This window comes from Dactylosporangium sp. NPDC051087 (assembly GCF_055586325.1).
On record NZ_JBVJIJ010000014.1, the window covers coordinates 120,977 to 137,208 of the forward strand.

General features: G+C 73.0%; 20 protein-coding genes. 12 read left to right on the forward strand and 8 right to left on the reverse strand.

Features of this window, described 5'->3' with window-relative positions; all coding sequences use genetic code 11:
- The first annotated feature begins 32 nt into the window (after positions 1–32).
- Positions 33–773, forward strand: a complete 741-nt coding sequence (locus ACZ6TV_RS26415) for a hypothetical protein (protein WP_465299944.1) — start codon at positions 33–35, stop codon at positions 771–773.
- Between the two features lies 1 nt (position 774).
- Here the strand turns inward: ACZ6TV_RS26415 and ACZ6TV_RS26420 are convergent, their stop codons facing one another.
- The 3 genes from ACZ6TV_RS26420 to ACZ6TV_RS26430 form a co-directional block, all read right to left on the reverse strand.
- Entirely contained in the window at positions 775–1,710 is a 936-nt protein-coding gene (locus ACZ6TV_RS26420; RefSeq protein ID WP_465299945.1) for a sugar phosphate isomerase/epimerase family protein, read from the reverse strand.
- 77 nt (positions 1,711–1,787) lie between these two features.
- The gene (locus ACZ6TV_RS26425; RefSeq protein ID WP_465299946.1) at positions 1,788–2,492 is read right to left on the reverse strand and encodes an STAS domain-containing protein; all 705 of its coding nucleotides are present in this window, start codon (positions 2,490–2,492) and stop codon (positions 1,788–1,790) included.
- 36 nt (positions 2,493–2,528) lie between these two features.
- Positions 2,529–2,882, reverse strand: coding sequence for an STAS domain-containing protein (locus ACZ6TV_RS26430; RefSeq protein ID WP_465299947.1), 354 nt, complete (start codon positions 2,880–2,882; stop codon positions 2,529–2,531).
- Between the two features lie 88 nt (positions 2,883–2,970).
- Between ACZ6TV_RS26430 and ACZ6TV_RS26435 the strand changes: the two genes are divergently transcribed.
- From ACZ6TV_RS26435 to ACZ6TV_RS26445, 3 genes are read left to right on the forward strand one after another with little or no spacing between them, the layout of a single operon-like run.
- Positions 2,971–3,645, forward strand: coding sequence for a response regulator transcription factor (locus tag ACZ6TV_RS26435; RefSeq protein WP_465299948.1), 675 nt, complete (start codon positions 2,971–2,973; stop codon positions 3,643–3,645).
- Positions 3,642–4,997 (forward strand): ATP-binding protein, encoded by a 1,356-nt coding sequence (locus ACZ6TV_RS26440; RefSeq protein ID WP_465299949.1) that lies wholly within the window; start codon positions 3,642–3,644, stop codon positions 4,995–4,997. Before ACZ6TV_RS26435 ends, ACZ6TV_RS26440 begins: the two co-directional genes overlap by 4 nt.
- On the forward strand, positions 4,994–5,548 hold the full coding sequence (locus ACZ6TV_RS26445; protein ID WP_465299950.1) for a GerMN domain-containing protein: 555 nt from the start codon (positions 4,994–4,996) through the stop codon (positions 5,546–5,548). The genes ACZ6TV_RS26440 and ACZ6TV_RS26445 overlap by 4 nt, the downstream gene beginning before the upstream one ends.
- Here the strand turns inward: ACZ6TV_RS26445 and ACZ6TV_RS26450 are convergent.
- Positions 5,535–5,981: a response regulator gene (locus ACZ6TV_RS26450; RefSeq protein WP_465299951.1), complete on the reverse strand. Its 447-nt coding sequence runs from the start codon at positions 5,979–5,981 to the stop codon at positions 5,535–5,537. The two genes, ACZ6TV_RS26445 and ACZ6TV_RS26450, sit on opposite strands and share 14 nt — an antisense overlap.
- Positions 5,982–6,072: 91 nt before the next feature.
- On the opposite strand from ACZ6TV_RS26450, the gene ACZ6TV_RS26455 reads away from it, so the two are divergent.
- Entirely contained in the window at positions 6,073–6,579 is a 507-nt protein-coding gene (locus ACZ6TV_RS26455) for a MarR family winged helix-turn-helix transcriptional regulator (protein ID WP_465299952.1), read from the forward strand.
- 15 nt (positions 6,580–6,594) lie between these two features.
- Positions 6,595–7,161, forward strand: coding sequence for a GNAT family N-acetyltransferase (locus tag ACZ6TV_RS26460; RefSeq protein WP_465299953.1), 567 nt, complete (start codon positions 6,595–6,597; stop codon positions 7,159–7,161).
- Between the two features lie 3 nt (positions 7,162–7,164).
- On the opposite strand, the gene ACZ6TV_RS26465 is transcribed toward ACZ6TV_RS26460, so the two are convergent.
- Entirely contained in the window at positions 7,165–8,022 is an 858-nt protein-coding gene (locus ACZ6TV_RS26465; protein ID WP_465299954.1) for an aminoglycoside phosphotransferase family protein, read from the reverse strand.
- Positions 8,009–8,548, reverse strand: coding sequence for an AAA family ATPase (locus tag ACZ6TV_RS26470; RefSeq protein WP_465299955.1), 540 nt, complete (start codon positions 8,546–8,548; stop codon positions 8,009–8,011). Before ACZ6TV_RS26470 ends, ACZ6TV_RS26465 begins: the two co-directional genes overlap by 14 nt.
- A gap of 46 nt (positions 8,549–8,594) precedes the next feature.
- Between ACZ6TV_RS26470 and ACZ6TV_RS26475 the strand changes: the two genes are divergently transcribed.
- Positions 8,595–9,356 carry a D-Ala-D-Ala carboxypeptidase family metallohydrolase gene (locus tag ACZ6TV_RS26475; RefSeq protein ID WP_465299956.1) on the forward strand — a complete coding sequence of 254 codons (762 nt, stop codon included), beginning with the start codon at positions 8,595–8,597 and terminating at the stop codon, positions 9,354–9,356.
- Between the two features lie 113 nt (positions 9,357–9,469).
- Positions 9,470–9,889, forward strand: coding sequence for a CBS domain-containing protein (locus ACZ6TV_RS26480; protein ID WP_465299957.1), 420 nt, complete (start codon positions 9,470–9,472; stop codon positions 9,887–9,889).
- Here the strand turns inward: ACZ6TV_RS26480 and ACZ6TV_RS26485 are convergent.
- Positions 9,864–10,958: a S66 peptidase family protein gene (locus ACZ6TV_RS26485; RefSeq protein WP_465299958.1), complete on the reverse strand. Its 1,095-nt coding sequence runs from the start codon at positions 10,956–10,958 to the stop codon at positions 9,864–9,866. The genes ACZ6TV_RS26480 and ACZ6TV_RS26485 overlap by 26 nt on opposite strands.
- Before the next feature lie 293 nt (positions 10,959–11,251).
- Here ACZ6TV_RS26485 and ACZ6TV_RS26490 point away from each other — a divergent pair, with 293 nt between their 5' ends.
- Positions 11,252–11,611 (forward strand): hypothetical protein, encoded by a 360-nt coding sequence (locus ACZ6TV_RS26490; RefSeq protein ID WP_465299959.1) that lies wholly within the window; start codon positions 11,252–11,254, stop codon positions 11,609–11,611.
- 801 nt (positions 11,612–12,412) lie between these two features.
- Here the strand turns inward: ACZ6TV_RS26490 and ACZ6TV_RS26495 are convergent.
- Complete coding sequence (locus ACZ6TV_RS26495; protein ID WP_465299960.1) at positions 12,413–13,537, reverse strand: DNA polymerase III subunit beta; 1,125 nt, start codon at positions 13,535–13,537, stop codon at positions 12,413–12,415.
- A gap of 104 nt (positions 13,538–13,641) precedes the next feature.
- Between ACZ6TV_RS26495 and ACZ6TV_RS26500 the strand changes: the two genes are divergently transcribed.
- Genes ACZ6TV_RS26500 through ACZ6TV_RS26510 form a run of 3 tightly spaced genes read left to right on the forward strand, consistent with a single transcriptional unit; the run spans position 13,642 to position 16,173 of the window.
- Complete coding sequence (locus ACZ6TV_RS26500) at positions 13,642–14,109, forward strand: chemotaxis protein CheW (RefSeq protein WP_465299961.1); 468 nt, start codon at positions 13,642–13,644, stop codon at positions 14,107–14,109.
- Complete coding sequence (locus tag ACZ6TV_RS26505; RefSeq protein ID WP_465299962.1) at positions 14,099–15,487, forward strand: CheR family methyltransferase; 1,389 nt, start codon at positions 14,099–14,101, stop codon at positions 15,485–15,487. Before ACZ6TV_RS26500 ends, ACZ6TV_RS26505 begins: the two co-directional genes overlap by 11 nt.
- Positions 15,484–16,173, forward strand: coding sequence for a chemotaxis protein CheW (locus ACZ6TV_RS26510; RefSeq protein ID WP_465299963.1), 690 nt, complete (start codon positions 15,484–15,486; stop codon positions 16,171–16,173). The genes ACZ6TV_RS26505 and ACZ6TV_RS26510 overlap by 4 nt, the downstream gene beginning before the upstream one ends.
- The last annotated feature ends 59 nt before the right edge of the window (positions 16,174–16,232 follow it).

A 16,232-nucleotide genomic window follows, 5' to 3' on the forward strand; every position in this document is an offset into this window, starting at 1 on the left:
CATAAGCGGAAAAAGGGACTAGGGTCGTCCAGGTGAAGCGCAGAGCGGTCCTGGTCGCCGGTGGGGTGTTCGCCGGGTCGTTGCTGGGCGGTGGGGCCGCCCACGCGGCCGTGCAGTGGCCGATGTTCGAGTGGGAGAAGCAGCGCGGATTCTTCTTCCCCGGCCAGGGGATCATGCAGCCGCCGCCCCTGGCGGTCTACGGCGACGGCGAGGCCTACGCCGACGCCATCGCCCACGAATATCTGCCGGCCAAGGACGCGAAGGCGCTGCAGGCCCACGCCGTGCAGGTCCTGCGCAGGCGGGCCGGCGTCCGCCGGGATCCCCGCAGCGAGCCGCCGCGCGACGCCCCGTCCGACCGGGTCCGCGTCCGCACCCCCGACGGCGAGTATCTGACCGTGCACCTCGACGGGTGGGGCGACGGCGACGAGTCCGGCAACTTCCCGGCCGCGCTGCACGAGTTGTACGACCACGTCGGCGTCATCCGCGAGCGGGTGCGCGCCGGCGGCGAGCCGTGGGGCGTGGACGCGGTGCTGCTCGTCGCCGTGCACCTCGACTTCGAGCCCGGCGAGTGCGCGAGGTGGCCCTCGTCGGTGCCGGTGCCCGCCGTGAGCGAGGACCGGCTCTACAAGGAGGCGAAGCTCAGCGGCACCAAGGCCCGCCGGGTGCGCCGCGACCTGCCGAGGTCCGGTGAGCGCGTGTGGCCGTACTACCGGACCCCGGCGGGCGCGTTCCTGGCGGCGACCTGGCGCTACAGCCTGCCGCACGAATGGTGAGCTAGAACCGCAGGTCCGACAGGAACCGGTAGCCGTTGCGCGCCGTGGTCAGCGCGTCGGCCGGAGTGCGTGGCGGCGTTCCCGCGTCGTCGCGCTCCACGATGTACTCCACCAGGCCGGCCTCGCGCGAGTGCTCGAAGATCCGGCCGAAGTCGATGAGCCCGGCGCCGGGGTCGGTGAACGCCGCCGCGGTGTCCATGTCCTTCACGTGGACCTGCCGGATCCGCCCGCGGTGGCGCTGGACGAGGTCGACCGGGTCGGCGGCGCCCCGCCACGCCCAGAAGAGGTCGACCTCGAGGTGCACGAGGTCGGGGTCGGTCTCCGCGGTGAGGATGTCGTACCCGGTGCGCGACCCGCCGTCCTGCCGGACGAACTCCAGCTGATGGTTGTGGTAGCCGAAGTCGAGCCCGGCGCGCCGGGCCAGGGCGCCCGCGCGGTTCAGGTCGCGGGCCAGGGCGTGATACCTGGCGCCGTCGCGGATCGGCTGGCCGGTGGCGTCGACGCCGAAGAACGGGTGCACGATGAAGCGGTTGCCGACGATGTTCGCGTCGTCCAGGGCGCGCTGCCACGCGGACGCGTCCCACGGCTGCGGGATCGCGACGTGGCCCGACGTGGCCTTCAGCCCGGCGGCGTCGAGGAAGCCACGGAACTGGGCGGCGGTCCGCCCGACGAACCCGGCGTGCTCGACCCTGGTGTAGCCGATCGTGCGCAGCTGGGCGAGGCTCGCGGCGAGGTCGGCGCTGAGCTGGTCGCGCAGCGTGTAGAGCTGGACGCTGATCCGGTCGAGCGGCACCCGCGACTGGCGGTGCGCGGGTGCGGCGCTCGCGGCTTCGGTGCTGAGCAGTGCCGGAGCGGCGCCGGCGATGGCGGCCGCTCCGAGCAGGCTGCGCCGGCTGACGGACGAGCCGGTGGACGAGCTGGCGGGGGAGCTGGGCATGCTGCACTTCCCTCCGAGATGTCAGGAACTTCCGTTCATCCTGACATTTCTATAGTTCGATGCAGCGTTTGTCACGATCAGGCGGGCGTCGTCTCACCACGCAGGTCACGCTGGCGGGGCAGGTCCGCGTCGTCGCCGCGCAGCCAGCCGATCGCGGTGGCCCGGTCCGGCAGGACGACGAACAGGTGCAGCAGGCACAGGGTGTGCATCATCCGCCGCATGAACGGGGCGAGCCCGACCAGGCAGGTGTGGCCGCCGGCCTGCGCGGCGCGGTGCCGGGCGGCGACGAGCAGCCCCAGCACCGACGAGTCGAGGGTGGCGACCCGGCTCAGGTCGAGGACCAGGTGGCCGGGGCGGTAGCCGGCGGGCGACAGCGCGGCGCGCAGCGCCGGCCCGACCTCGATGTCCAGGTCGCCGCTCAGCGACACGACCAGCGCCTCCTCGACGACCGCCGCCTCGACGCGCGGGTCGAGCGCGGCCACCGGCCCGGCGGGCGCTTCGACGGCGTCGCCGGCGACGTCCTCGGCGACGCTGGCCGGTGGCGTGTCACCGGCGAGCCAGCCGACCGGGTCCGGGTCGGCGGAGGCGAGCGGCACCCGGGAGCAGCGCCCGCAGCTGTGCGGGCCGGTCGCCAGCCGGGCGCCGGTCCAGCCGTGCCGGCGGAACAGGCTCCAGACGAGGTCCCAGTTGTGCATGGTCGCGCCGAGCCCGGTCACGCTCTGGCCGCAGGCGTCGCAGATCAACGTGAAGTCGGTGCCGTCAGGTGTCGTCGCCGCGGTCACGGTCGCCGCTCCTCTCACTGAGCTGAGTCGATCAGGTCACTGGGTCTTCGTCATCATGTCGTGTCCGTCGTCCTCCGGGACCATTCGTAACACGTGATTTACGTGCGCGATTTGCAACGTTCTCCTGACGCGGGGTGACGGCGCCCGCAAAGTGAGTCTGCCGCCGGACGTCCAGACCTGCCGGTGGATGTCCAGGAGCATGCCGATCGCGGTCGCGTCGATGAAGGGACAGCCGGCCAGGTCGACGACGAGCTGCTCCGGATGCATGGTCAGCGCGTCCTCGAGCAGCGCGCGGATGCGTGGCTCGGTGGCGGCGTCGAGCTCCTCGGTGACCATGATCTCGACGAGCGGGGTCCGGGCGATGGGGCGGGCGTCGATGCCGGTGTACATGCAGCGAGCCTCCGCCGTGCATGTGGCGGCCGTTCCGCGGAAGTATGACAGTTCGATGACAACGCCTCCGGCCTGGCATGATGCAGTGGTGGCGGGCGTACTGGTCATCGAGGACGACGATCGGATCCGGCTGTCGCTGATGCTGGCGCTGGAGGACGAAGGCTACTCGGTGCGTGGCGTGTCCACCGCCGAGGACGGCCTCGTCGCGCAGCGTGCCGAGCCGGCCGACACCGTCCTGGTCGACCTGATGCTGCCCGGCGTCGACGGCTTCGAGTGCATCCGCCAGCTGCGCCGCGACGACGACGTGCCGATCGTGGTCGTCAGCGCCCGCGACGACACCCACGACATCGTCGCGGCCCTCGAGGCCGGCGCCGACGACTACCTGGTGAAGCCGGTCGCGGTGAAGGAGCTGTCGGCGCGGCTGCGGGCCCTGCGCCGGCGCGGCCGCGCGGTGCTGTCCACGGTGTCGACGCTCGTCTTCGGCGACCTGGAGATCCTGCCCGAGGCGGGCGAGGTCCGGGTCGCGGGCGAGCCGGTCGCGCTGACCCGCACCGAGTTCCGGCTGCTGTGCGAGCTCGCCGAGCACCCCGGCCTGGTCCTGAGCCGCCAGCAGCTGCTGCAGCGCGTGTGGGAGTACGACGTCGGCGACGAGCGACTGGTCGACGTCCACGTCGGGCGGCTGCGGCAGAAGATCGAGGACGACTCGCGGGCGCCCCGCCGCCTGCTGACCGTCCGTGGCATGGGCTACAAGCTGCACCGATGAAGAAGGCCGGGCTGCGCACACGGGTCATCGCGGGGTTCGCCGCGGGGGCGCTGGCGCTGTCCGCCTCGATGGCGTTCGTGTCCTACGAGTTCACCCGCGGCGCCCTGCTCGCCGGGCGGGAGCGGGCCACGGTCCGGGCCACGGCCTACGACGCGCGGATCATCACCGCGAGCCTCGACGGGGAGCGCCCCGACGTCGTGGCCATCCTCAAGTCGCTGGACACCGGTGGCAACCGGCGCACGCTGCTGCACCGTGACGGGTACTGGTACACCCGCAACGCCGACACCGGAGGGTCCGACGCGGTGCCCGCCGGGCTGCGGGAGCTCGTCGAGCAGGGCGGGCAGGGCGCGCAGTGGATCCGCGTCGACGGCGTCCCCGCCCTCGTCATCGGGGTGCCGCTGTCGCCGGGGACCGCCCTCTACGAGATCGACTACCTGCGGGAGCTCGACCAGACGCTGCGGACCCTCGCCTGGGTGCTGGGCCTCGTCGCGGCCGCGGTCGCGGCGGCCGGTGCCGGACTCGGCTGGTACGCGACCAGGTACGTGCTGCGCCCGCTGCGCTCCGTCGCCGACGCCGCGCAGGGCATCACCGACGGCGACCTCAGCGCCCGGCTCGACCCGGCCGCCGAGCCGGACCTGGCGCGGCTCACCACGTCGTTCAACGGCATGGTCGACCAGCTCGCCCGCCGGCACGAGCGGGACCGCCGCTTCGCCGCCGACGTCAGCCACGAGCTGCGCTCGCCGCTGCAGACCCTGGCCGCGTCGGCGAGCGTCCTGCACCGGCGCAAGGAGCACCTCGACGAGCGGACCGCGCTCGCCGCCGGGCTCGTCGTCGAGGAGATCGAACGCTTCCAGTCGCTCGTCGACGACCTGCTCGAGCTGGCCCGCAGCGACCAGCCGGCCCGGCGCGCCCCGGTCGACCCGCACGACCTCGCCCGGCGGGTCGTCGAGGCGCAGGGCCTGCGGGCCGGGCTCGTCGAGCCGCCCGGCGACGACGCCTCCCGGTGGCTGGTCGACCGGCGCCGGCTCGAGCAGATCCTGGCCAACCTGCTCGACAACGCGGTCCGGCACGGCGGCGGGCCCGTCGCGGTCCGGCTCACCTGCGTCGCCGGGACGGGCCGGGTCGAGGTCGACGACGAGGGGCCGGGCGTCCGCCCCGCCGACCGCGAGGTGATCTTCGACCGGTTCGTCCGCGGCCGGTCGGCGGGTGCCCGCGGCGGCGGCGACGGCACCGGCCTCGGCCTGTCCCTGGTCGCGCAGCACGCGACCGCGCACGGCGGCAAGGTCGTGGTCCTCGACCGCCCCGGCGGCGGCGCGCGCTTCAGGGTCGAGCTGCCGGGGGTCGTGCCGTGAGGCGCCGTCTCGTGCTGGCCGGGCTGCTCGTGGCGGCCCTGCAGGGGTGCGGGGTGCCCGACGAGCACGCGCCGCGCCCGCTCGAGTCGCCGCTGGTGATCGGCAGCCCACCGCGGCAGGCCCCCGAGAACACCGCGGGTCCGGTGATCGAGCGCCTGTACCTCGTGCGCGGCGAGCAGCTGGTCGCCGTCGACCGGCGGGTCGGCTCGACCGGGGACGTGTCGGTGCTGCTCGGGCACCTCGCCGCCGGCCCGACGGACGACGAGCTCGACGAGGGCCTGACCAGCGCGCTGACCGGCACGGACCTGATCAGGGGCGTGCGGCTGGTCGACGCGACCGCCGAGGTGTCCTTCAGGGCGCAGGAGGGCGGCCGCACCGACGACATCCTCGCGATCGGGCAGATCGTGTGCACCCTGGACTCGCGCACCGACGTCGACACCGTCCGCTTCTTCCTGGACGACCAGGTGCTGAAGGTGCCCCGCGCGGACGGCATGCTCACCGAGCTGCCGCTGACGACCGCCGACTACCGCCCGCTGATCACCGACCGGTGAGCCGGTCGATCACCAGGTAGTAGCGGTCGATGCCGTTGATGAGCTTCGCCAGCTGGGCGAAGTCGACCGGCTTGCGGAAGAAGTGCTCCGACGGGACGCCGAAGTCGCGCAGCATCTGCTCCTCGAAGGGCGAGCCGGTGAGGACCACGACGGTCAGGTCGGCGAGGCGGGGGTTGCCGAGGATCCGGTCGAGCACGACCCGGCCGTCGACGCCCGGCAGGTTGAGGTCGAGCAGGACGATGTCCGGTGTCGGCGCGTCCGCGTGAGCGCCGCGGCGCTCGAGGTGGTCGATCGCCTCCAGGCCGTTGCCGATCACCGTGACCTCGTTGCGGAGGCGGTGTTCGCGGAACTCCTCGAGGGTGAACGCGACGTCGGCGGCGTCGTCCTCGACGAGGAGGATGCGGGCCAGCTCCGGCGTGCCGTCCCCGTTCATTTGTCTCCTTCAAGAATGTTGCACTACTGCAATGGTCGATTGACACGATAGTGCACACGGAACGACGTATCCATCATGCAACGATGTCCGGATGACCACCCCGGGGGGAAACGAGGCGCTGGTTCATGCGCTGCTGGCGGTCAGTCGCAGCATGGTCGCGCTGGCAGCCCGGAACCTGGCGGCGCTGGACGCGGACGTGACGCTGGCGCAGTACCGCACGCTGGTGCTGCTGGCGACCAGCGGCCCGCGCCGCAGCGCGGAGGTGGCCAAGGAGCTGGACGTGGCGCCGTCGACGCTGACCCGCATGTGCGACCGGCTGCAGCGCAAGCACCTGGTGCGGCGCTTCCAGCGCGACAACGACCGCCGCTCGACCTGGCTGGCGCTGACCCCCGCCGGCCGCGACCTGGTCGGCGTCGTCATGCGGGAGCGGCTGCGGGAGCTGTCGATGATCGTCGACGAGGCGAAGGTCGACGCGTCCGAGGAGAGCCTGGACCTGCTGGGCCGCATCGTCGAGGCGTCCGGCGAGCTGCCCGACCAGCTGTGGTGGGAGCGGTGGGAGATCTGCGCCGACCCGGTCGACAGCGTGACCCTGCCCTGAGCGGAGCGCCTCCCGATGTCTGACCCCGTGCTGCCGCCGGTCACGTTGACCACGCACCGGCTGCTGCTGCGCCCCTTCGTGCCCGGCGACGCCGCGGACGTCCACGCCGTCTGGCAGGACCCCAGGTTCATCGACTCGGCGCCGCTCGGGTACGCGTACGCCGGCGCCGCCTTCGACGTGGCCCTCGGCTGGTGCGCGTCCGGCATCGAGGACCGGCGCCGCACCGGCAAGGGCATCGGCTTCGCCGTCACGGCCCGCGACGGCGGCCGCCTCCTCGGGCACGTGTCGCTGTTCGGCGCCGACTGGATCGCGATGACCGCGGAGATGCACTACTGGACCGCGCCGTGGGCCCGCGGCCGGGGCGTCGCCGCCGAGGCGGCCGCGGCCGTCGCCAGGTGGGCGCTGACGGAGCAGGGCTTCGCCCGCATCGCCCTGCAGGCCGCCCCCGCCAACACCGCCTCCCGGCACGTCGCGGAGCGGGCCGGCTTCAAGTTCGAAGGCGTGCTGCGCAACGTGGCCGTCTCCCGCTCCGGCCGGCACGACCTCGTCGTGTACAGCCTGATCCCGTCCGACCTGACCTGACGGTCACGGCAGGGCCTGCTCCAGCATGCGCCGGGCGATGGCGGCGAAGGGCGGGTTGCGGTCGCGGTAGTACGGCAGGGCGACCAGGCCCATGCACAGCACCCAGCCGCGGGCCCGCTCCCACGTCGCGTCGTCGGCGCCGACCGCCGCCCGGAACGCGTCGCGGTGCCCGGCGCCGAGCAGCGTCCACGCGGGCATGACGTCGCAGGCCGGGTCGCCGACGCCGGCGCAGCCGAAGTCGATGACGGCGCTGACCCTGCCGTCGTGCGCCAGGACGTTGCCGGCGTGCAGGTCGCCGTGGGTCCACACCGGCGGGCCGTCCCACCCCGGCGCGGCCACGGCCCGTTCCCAGGCGGCGGTGGCGGCGGCCGTGTCGAGCTCCCCGTCCAGCTGGGCGATCGCGTCCCGTACCGACGCGTCACGGGTGGCGAGCGCACCGCGGCGATATCCGGCCGGCGCTCCCGCCGGGTCGACGGCGCGCAGGGCCGTGACGAACGCGGCCAGGTCGAGCGCCGAGTCGCGGTCCGTGAACGCCTCGACGGTGTCGCCCGGCAGCCACCGCCCGACGGTCCACGGGAAGGGGTAGCCGTGCGCGGGGCGGCCGGTCGCCACCGGTGCGGGGACGGCGAGCGGCAGCCGCGGGGCGAGGACCGGCAGCCAGCGCGCGTCCCGCTCGATCTGCTCGGCGCCGCCCGGCAGCCGCGGCAGCCGCACGACGAGGTCGTCGCCGAGACGGTACATCGCGTTGTCGGTGCCCGGGTTTCGCACCGGCGTCACCGGCCGGTCCATCCACTGTGGAAACTGCCCGGCGACGAGGCGCCGCACCAGGTCCTCGGACGTGGCCGCCTCACCCTCGCGCATGCGTGAGTCGCTCCTCGATCATCTCGACCCGCTCGTGCACCGGGGCGGGCGGGATCTCGAACAGATCGTATCCGTGCTCGCGGTACACCTCCTCGTGGATCGCGGCGAACTCCAGCGACTGCGGGTAGGTGATGCGCCGGGCCCTGGTCGGGGTGACGAAGCCGATCGGCTGGACCAGGAACACCAGCCGCTGGTACACCCGCTCCCGCCGCACCCGCTCCAGCTCCGCGACGAGCGCGGGGGAGGGCTCCCGGCCGCAGTAGCGCGCGAGCGCGAGGGTGCACAGCGGGGAGCGGTCGAAGAGCTGGACCGGCACGGCACCGGCCGCCTGCTGTCGTTGCCGCTGCAGGTGTACGACCAGGTCGACGAAGTCGTCCCGATCCGACGGCCGCTCGTAGGGTGACCCGGCGATGACGTCGGTCGCCGCCTCCTCGACGACGTGGTGCCCCTTGGCCCGCAGCGCCAGTGCGATCGTGGTCTTCCCGGCACCCGGCGTCCCGGTCAGAATGTAGCGACGAACATCCATTGACTTCACTCCATTCGTACACTTATATGCGTCTATGCAGAGATTGATGCGCCTGCTCAGTGCGGCGCTGCTCATGATCGGCGCGACGGCGGGCACACTCGCCGTCACCGCCGCACCGGCACACGCGGACGCCTGCTACACGTGGAGCGGGGTCCTGGCCCAGGGATCGTCGGGAGAGGGGGTCCGGCAGCTGCAGATCCGCGTCGCCGGTTATCCCGGCTCGGGCGCGGTCCTCGGCATCGACGGCCAGTTCGGGCCCGCGACAAAATCAGCGGTCGCCCGGTTCCAAGCAGCATACGGCCTCGCCGCCGACGGTGTCGCGGGGGCGGCCACCTTCGCGAAGCTCTACGCCCTCCAGGACGACGACTGCACCCCGGTCAACTTCAGCTACGCCGAGCTCAACAACTGCAACAGCACCTGGGCCGGCGGCAACGTCTCCGCCGCGACCGCCAAGGCCAACGCCCTGGTCACGATGTGGAAGCTGCAGGCACTCCGGCACGCCCTCGGCGACCAGCCGATCCGCGTGACCAGCGGCTTCCGCAGCGTCTCGTGCAACAACGCCGTGGGCGGCGCGTCGACCAGCAGGCACCTGTACGGCGACGCGGCCGACCTCGGCGCCGGGCCGCACTCGCTGTGCAAGCTCGCCCAGACCGCGCGCAACCACGGCTTCGCCGGCATCCTCGGCCCCGGCTACCCCGACCACAACGACCACACCCACGTCGACGGCCGCCCGAGCCGCTTCTGGTCCGCCCCGAACTGCGGCGTCGCCAGCCTCACCGGCAGCCTGGACCCGCTGAACGACAACTGACCGCGGCCCCCCGTCCGCCGATGACCGCCCGCCGGCGTTGCTCGTGCCGGCGGGCGGTCACCGCTTCCGGACCCGCCTGGTTGCATCGCCGGCCGCTGGGTAGCCCTCACCGTATGAGCCGACAGGTGAAGGACATCATGACCAACGCGCCGCTCACGATCGACGTCGGCGAGTCCGTCGTCGCCGCCGCCGAACAGATGCGCGAGGCCGGCGTCGGCGCGCTCGTCGTCACCGACAGCAGCGGCGTCCGCGGCATCATGACCGACCGGGACATCACCGTGCGCGTCGTCGCCGCCGGCAGCGACCCGGCCACCACCGCCGTCGGCGACATCGTCGCCCCCGACCTCGTCGCCGTCTCGCCCTCCGACGACCTGGCCGTCGCGGTCGAACTGATGCGGACCAACGCCCTGCGCCGCCTCCCGGTCCTCGTCGGCGAACACCTCGTCGGCATCGTCTCCCTCGGCGACCTCGCCATCGAACGCGACGCCTCCTCGGCCCTCGCCGACATCAGCGCCCAGGCCCCGACCCCCTGACGCCCCGGACCGCCGGTTCGAGCAACGACAACGTCCGCCGCCGCGCATCGAGACCGACGCGGACACCGACCGGCATCGGCAGATTCGGCCCGGCATGTCCGAGATCGACATTGCCCAGCACCGGGATGTCCCGGTCACCGAGCACGTCAAGGACGATCTCGGACAACGCCGGGGACCCCCCGGTCGAGTCGAGCCCGTCGATGTCGCGCGGCACCCCCACGACCATGCCGGCGATCCGGTCGAGAATGCCGGCGTGCCGCAGCACCTGCAGATAGCTCCACACGTACGACGCCTGCCCGCCCATCTCCTCCCAGAACAACACGGCACCGTCGAACCACTCCAGCGGCACCGCGAACCGCGTCGCCTGCACCAGCGCGACGCGATTGATCACCCCACCGATCAGCCGGCCTTGCACCTGCCCGGCGCGCCAGCACTCCCACGACGGACTCGCGGGCAGCGGACCGATCGCCGCGGTGCCGGTCAGCAGCCTCGCGTACAGCTGCTCGAGCTCCGCCCGGCGCGCCGCGGGCACCGCCTGCCAGCTGCCGCCGAAGCCGGGAACGGCCATGTCGGCATGGAACCCGACCAGCCCCGCGCGGGCGTAGAGCACCAGGTGCAGCAGGGAGATGTCGCTGTAGCCGAGGATCGGCTTCGGGTCTGCCCTGACCGCCTCGATGTCGATCAGGTCGAGGTACCCGAACGCCGTCTGGCCACCGTCACTCGCGACGATCGCCCGTACCTCAGGATCACGAAGAAGACCGTTGAACTCCGCGGCGATCTCCGCCGGCGTCGCCGCACTCCACCACCGGCGCCGCCCGACTTCCAGCAGCGGCGCCCGCCGCACCCGGAACCCCATCCGCTCGAACACGACGACCGCCCGCTCGACGTTGCCCTCGTACGCCGCGGGCAACGACCCGGACAGCGAAGCGACGACGACGAGATCGCCGGGCCTCAGCGCCCGAGGCCGAAGCAACCGAGGCAACGCAGAACCGGTCACCGACGCAGTATCCGCACACGCCCCCACAACACGCGAAACATTTCCTTGCACCCGGTCCCGGCTGGTCCACACATTCGCGAGCGACGCGGCGTTTCAGGGCAGCGGCGGATTTCCTTGCCCGACTCGCCTTCCCACTGTCAGATCCGGCGCGAAGCCCCCTGCCGATCAGGTCCCGGGCGTTGTGGGACGGTCGGGTCCGGCTCTGTGCTGACCGCCAATGGCGGTGGGTCTTGCCACGGCAGCCCGCGCCGCGCGTGAGCCGGTCGACGCGTTGTGGATCGCGATGAGCCCGCACGATCAGATCCTGTTCGGTGCGGGCAGGTCGGCCAGTCCTGGCAGCGGTAGTACGCCCGAGGCAGAGCGGTGTGACGATTCGCGTCCTGCCACGGTTGAGACGGACCCGCACCTTGCTGGCCGAGCACACGGGAACTGGTGTCGTGCCGTTGAATCTCGCGAAGGCGTGCTTGGACCTGAAGCGCCGGCAGCTTCGCCCAGGACCATCCAACGGTGCGATCGAGTCGGTCGAGCGCTTCGGCCAAGTCGTGAAGGTCGCCTTCCGGACGGCGGGTCAGATGCCGGCAGTCTTCGACTACGAACCGCACGCCGGTCCACGGCATGGCCCACCGCACCGCGTCGAGGTGCCCCTCACCGGTTGCATCGACGGTCCGTTCGCCCAGCTCGCGGCCCACGTCGTCGACTGCGACCAGGGTGTGCGTTCGTTATGAGCATCGACGCCGGCTGTGAGCATGTCACCTTCCTTCGCCGTGATGGTCGGTTGACCGCGACCCAGATCAGGGGCTTGCCGTATTTGAGCGCGAGCAGGCTCCTGTCAAGGCACTCCCGGTTCGGGGCGCGGACGTACGGCAGAACCGCAAATCAGGGGACAAGCCGCCAGCCGCTCGCCAGGGCAGCGAAGAAGCGGGCGAACCGCACCGGACGTTGACCATCTTGGCAATAGCGCGAAGAAGGCGGTCGACCGCTGCAGGTTGTCGACGTCGTCCTGCTGCCGGCGGTTCTCCCGCCGCAACCGCGCCGGCTCAGCCCGCTCATCCGAGCTGAACCCGTCCGTGGCCGGTCCGTTCGTGGCTGGCCCGTTCGTGGCCGGCCCGTCCATGGCCGGGCTGCCCGGCGAGTCCGCACCGGCATGGGCTTCGGTCTCGGTTTGCTTGATCCAGTCACGCACCGCGGTCTCGGCCAGATCGAGATCGCGACACTTGCCCGATCGAACGATCCCCGCGCTGGCACAACGCCACGATCTCGGCCTTGAACTCCGCCGTGAACGCACGGCGAGGCCGAGGCCGCCGCTTGCCCGTGCGCTCCACGATGCTGGACATCCTCCCGAAGCCCGCAGGCCCCTGATAGTCGAGGGTGGCGGTGGGCAGCGGGGCGGTGAAGGCGGTCGCGCGCATGCCTTCCTGGATCCGCAGCCGCACGTCGTGGTGGGGGAGGGCGCGCAGGGCGTCGGTCAGCAGGCGGGCGCGGGTCGAGGCTGCGCTGCGGGTCAGGGCTTCAGGTCAGGGTGTGGGTCAGGCCGCGGGTGGGGTGCGGAGGGGGACGACCAGGTAGTCGAGGGTGGCGGTGGGCAGCGGGGCGGTGAAGGCGGTCGCGCGCATGCCTTCCTGGATCCGCAGCCGCACGTCGTGGTGCGGGAAGGCGCGCAGGGCGTCGGTCAGCAGGCGGGCCTGGAACGAGCGGACGGTGTGGCCGCCGTCGACGGTGGCCTTGACGGTCTGCTCGGACTCGCCGGTGAGGGGGTCGTCGGCGCGGACGAGGAGGGCGCCGTCGATGGTCTGGAGGGTGACGCGGCCGTGGGGGCCGCCATATGCGGCGGCGCGGTCTACCGCCTGGGCGAGGGTGTCGGCGTCGACCTCGACGGTGCAGGCGGGGGTGACGTCGAGCAGGCGGGCGAGCTGGGTGTCCGGATAGCCGCCGCCGAGGGTGGCGGTGGTGATGCTGCCGCCGTCCCAGGACAGGGCGAACAGGTCGTCGCCCGCGTGGACGTGGACCGTCGGGACGCGGCTCAGCTGCTGCGCGGCGCGGGTCAGGACGGTCGCCGGCACGAGGGCCTCGACCGGGGCGCCGCCCGGCGTCGGGTCGGGCGTGGCGCGGTGCCACGGGATGGAGGCGCTGGCGAGCCGGAAGCGGTCCGTGGCGAGCAGGGTCAGCACGGCGTCGTGGGTGCGGAGACGCACGCCGGTGAACATCGGCAGGGCGTGCTCGCGGGACGCGGCGCCGGCCACGGGCACGGCCGCGGTGCGCAGGTCCTCGCCGCTGACCGAGCCGAGCGCCGGTGGCAGGGCGGCGGCGGGCGGGGTGGCGTCGGGGAGGCTGGGCAGGGCGAACCTGGCGCCCGGCACGCGGATGGCGAGCCGGCCGCGCTGCACGGTGAGACGTGCGTCGGCCGCGTCGAGGGCGGTCAGCGTGTCGGCGAGCGATCGGCGCGGCACGACGACCTCGCCGGGGGTGTGGACGGTCGCCGGGGCGTGCAGGTGCACGGTGACCTCGCCGTCGGTGGCGGTGAGGTGCAGGCCCGTGTCGTCGGCGCGCAGCAGGGCGCCCGCGTGCGACGGCTGGAGGGACCGGCCGGTCAGCAGGCGGAGCATGAAGGCCGCGGCGGCGGCGAGGCGGGCGGCGGGTGCGGTCACGTCCATGCTCGGCAAGGTATCCGAGGGGTACGACAGAAACGGGCGCCCGAGAAACCCAGGCCTCACCCGATAGTGGTAAAAAACCGACCAATGCCACATATCATGATCACGTGGCGATCACAGCTGTCACAGAAGCGCCGCCGGGACTGTCGCTGGTCTTCGGCGTCGGCGACCTGTTGTGTGCGCTGGCCCTGCGCGACGTGGTGGAGACGATCCGGCCGCTGCCGGTGCAGCCCCTGGCGGGCAGTGCCGACATCCTGCTCGGGGTCAGCGTCATCCGCGGTCTCGCGGTGCCGGTCGTGGACACGGCGGGACTGCTCGGCGCGCGGGTGGACCGGCCCTGCCGGTTCGTGACGACGCGCACCGCGTGGGGTCCGCTCGCGTACGCCACCGGGCCCATTGTCGGCGTCCTGCCCGTCGAGCCGGACCACAGCCGCCCGCCGCCGCCGATGCTCGCCTCGGCCGCGACCCGGCTCGTGGCGGCCGTCGGTGTCCTGGACTCCAGGCCGCTGCTGTTCCTGCGCGGTGACTGGCTGATGTCGGATGTCGAGTGGCCGGAGGCGTCCGATGGCGCGTAGCGATGACGTCGTCCGGCTGCGCGAGCTGCTGTCGCGGCGCCTCGGGATGACCTTCGACGACAAACGCGATCCTCAGCTCGCCGAGGTGTTGCGCGTACGCGCGACGCAACACGGCCTGACCGGTCGCGGGTACCTCGACCGCCTCGGCACCGCCTGGAACAACGAGCTCGCCGCGCTTGCGGAGGCGGTGACCATCAACGAGACGTACTTCTTCCGCAACATCGAGCAGTTCAACGTCCTGGCCGACCTGGCGCTGCCGGAGCGGGTCCGCGCCCGGGCCGCGGAGCGCAGGCTCCGGCTGCTGTCGGTCGGCTGCTCCACGGGCGAGGAGGCCTACACCCTGGCGATGGTCGCCGCCGAGCGCGTCGAGCCGTCCTGGGACGTGTCGATCGTCGGTCTCGACGTCAACCGGGCCGCGCTGCGGGTCGCCGCCGCCGGGCGGTACTCCCGCTGGTCGCTGCGCGAGACCCCGGCCGCCGCGCAGCAGCGCTGGTTCCGGACCACCGCCGAGGGCGTCGAGATCGACGAGCGGCTCCGCGGGCGGGTGCGGTTCCTGGAGTACAACATCGCCAACGACGACCCGATGCTGTTCGGCCCCGACACCTACGACGTCATCTTCTGCCGCAACCTGCTGATGTACCTGACGCCGCCGACGGTCGCGGCCGCGGTCGCCCGGATCACGCGGGCGCTCTCGCCCGGCGGCTACCTGTTCCTGGGGCACACCGACTCGCTCGGCAGCCGGCCGACCGCCCTGGCGGTGCAGCACTCCCACGGCACGTTCTACTACCAGAAGACGGCCGCCGCCGCCCCGAAACCGGAGCCGTCGCCCGCCCCGGTCAGGAAGGCCGCGCCCGCCAGGCCGGTCCGGTCGAACCCGGGCCGGGAGCGGGAGCGGGACCGGGCGATGCAGCTGGTGCAGGAGGAGCGCTTCACGGACGCGCTCGCCGTGCTCGACGCCATCGACTCGGCCGAGGCGGACCGCCCCGACGTGATGCTCGTGCGCGGCGCCGTCCTGGCCCACCTCGGGCACACCGGCCGGGCCGCGGCCGTGTGCAACCGGCTGCTGGACCGTGACGCGCTCAACCCCGACGCCCACCACCTGCTCGCCGAGTGCCGCGAAGGCGACGGCGACAAGAACGCGGCGCAGGAGCACCACCGGATGGCCGCGCACCTCGACGCCGCGTTCGCGATGCCCCGGCTGCGGCTGGGGCTGCTCGCCCGCCGCCGCGGCGACCTGCGGACCGCCGAACGCGAGCTCGACCGTGCCGTGACCCTGCTGCGGCACGAGAGCGACGAGCGCATCCTGCTGTTCGGCGGCGGGTTCGGCCGCGGCGCGCTGATCGCGCTCTGCCACGCCGAGCTGGCCGCCGCCCGATGACCACCGCCCGGCACGCCGCCCTGGACGGCGACCACGAGAGCGACTACGAGAGCGACCACGACAGCGGCTACGAAAGCGGCTACAACAGCGACCACGACAGCTACTACGACAGCGACCACGGGATCGAACACGGCAGCGACGCCGGCGGGGAGATGCGGCGGCGCCTGGCGGAGCTGCGCGAGTCCTTCGACGGCTCGTTCGCCGAACCGCACCGCGAGCAGGTCGCGGGCTTCGACGACCTCCTCGCCATCAGGGTCGGCGGCCACCGGTACGCGCTGCGCCTCACCCAGGCCGCGGGCCTCTTCCCGGACCGCCCGGTGACCCGCCTGCCCGGCCCGCTGCCCTCCCTGCTCGGCGTCGCCAGCTTCCGCGGCTCCATCGTCCCCGTCTACGACCTCGCCGCGGTGTTCGGCCACCCGGCGGCAGGGGCCGCGGGCAAGGGGTCGAACGCCGCCCGCTGGTTGGTCCTGGTCGCCGGCGAGCCGCTGGTCGCCCTCGCCTTCGAGGAGCTCGACGGTCACCTGCGCATACCGCGGGAGCTCATCGTCGAGGAGTCGACGGGCCACGGCCCGCGCGGCTGCCTGCGCGGCATCGTGCCGCTGGACGGCGGCGCCCGCCCGATCGTGGACGTACCGGCGGTCCGGGCCGCGATCGAGGCACTGACCGGAAAAGCGGCGAGGCCCTGACCGGAAAAGCGCGAGGCACCGACCGGAAGAGCGGCGAGGCACTGACCGGAAGAGCGGCG

Coding starts and splice junctions, on each gene's coding strand:
- ACZ6TV_RS26510 (WP_465299963.1), top strand. CDS start 15,484: ATGACCACCGCCCGGCACGCCGCCCTGGACGGCGACCACGAGAGCGAC.
- ACZ6TV_RS26480 (WP_465299957.1), top strand. CDS start 9,470: ATGAGCCGACAGGTGAAGGACATCATGACCAACGCGCCGCTCACGATC.
- ACZ6TV_RS26470 (WP_465299955.1), bottom strand. CDS start 8,548: ATGGATGTTCGTCGCTACATTCTGACCGGGACGCCGGGTGCCGGGAAG.
- ACZ6TV_RS26450 (WP_465299951.1), bottom strand. CDS start 5,981: ATGAACGGGGACGGCACGCCGGAGCTGGCCCGCATCCTCCTCGTCGAG.
- ACZ6TV_RS26505 (WP_465299962.1), top strand. CDS start 14,099: ATGGCGCGTAGCGATGACGTCGTCCGGCTGCGCGAGCTGCTGTCGCGG.
- ACZ6TV_RS26455 (WP_465299952.1), top strand. CDS start 6,073: ATGACCACCCCGGGGGGAAACGAGGCGCTGGTTCATGCGCTGCTGGCG.
- ACZ6TV_RS26495 (WP_465299960.1), bottom strand. CDS start 13,537: ATGGACGTGACCGCACCCGCCGCCCGCCTCGCCGCCGCCGCGGCCTTC.
- ACZ6TV_RS26440 (WP_465299949.1), top strand. CDS start 3,642: ATGAAGAAGGCCGGGCTGCGCACACGGGTCATCGCGGGGTTCGCCGCG.
- ACZ6TV_RS26420 (WP_465299945.1), bottom strand. CDS start 1,710: ATGCCCAGCTCCCCCGCCAGCTCGTCCACCGGCTCGTCCGTCAGCCGG.
- ACZ6TV_RS26460 (WP_465299953.1), top strand. CDS start 6,595: ATGTCTGACCCCGTGCTGCCGCCGGTCACGTTGACCACGCACCGGCTG.
- ACZ6TV_RS26475 (WP_465299956.1), top strand. CDS start 8,595: ATGCGCCTGCTCAGTGCGGCGCTGCTCATGATCGGCGCGACGGCGGGC.
- ACZ6TV_RS26430 (WP_465299947.1), bottom strand. CDS start 2,882: ATGTACACCGGCATCGACGCCCGCCCCATCGCCCGGACCCCGCTCGTC.
- ACZ6TV_RS26465 (WP_465299954.1), bottom strand. CDS start 8,022: ATGCGCGAGGGTGAGGCGGCCACGTCCGAGGACCTGGTGCGGCGCCTC.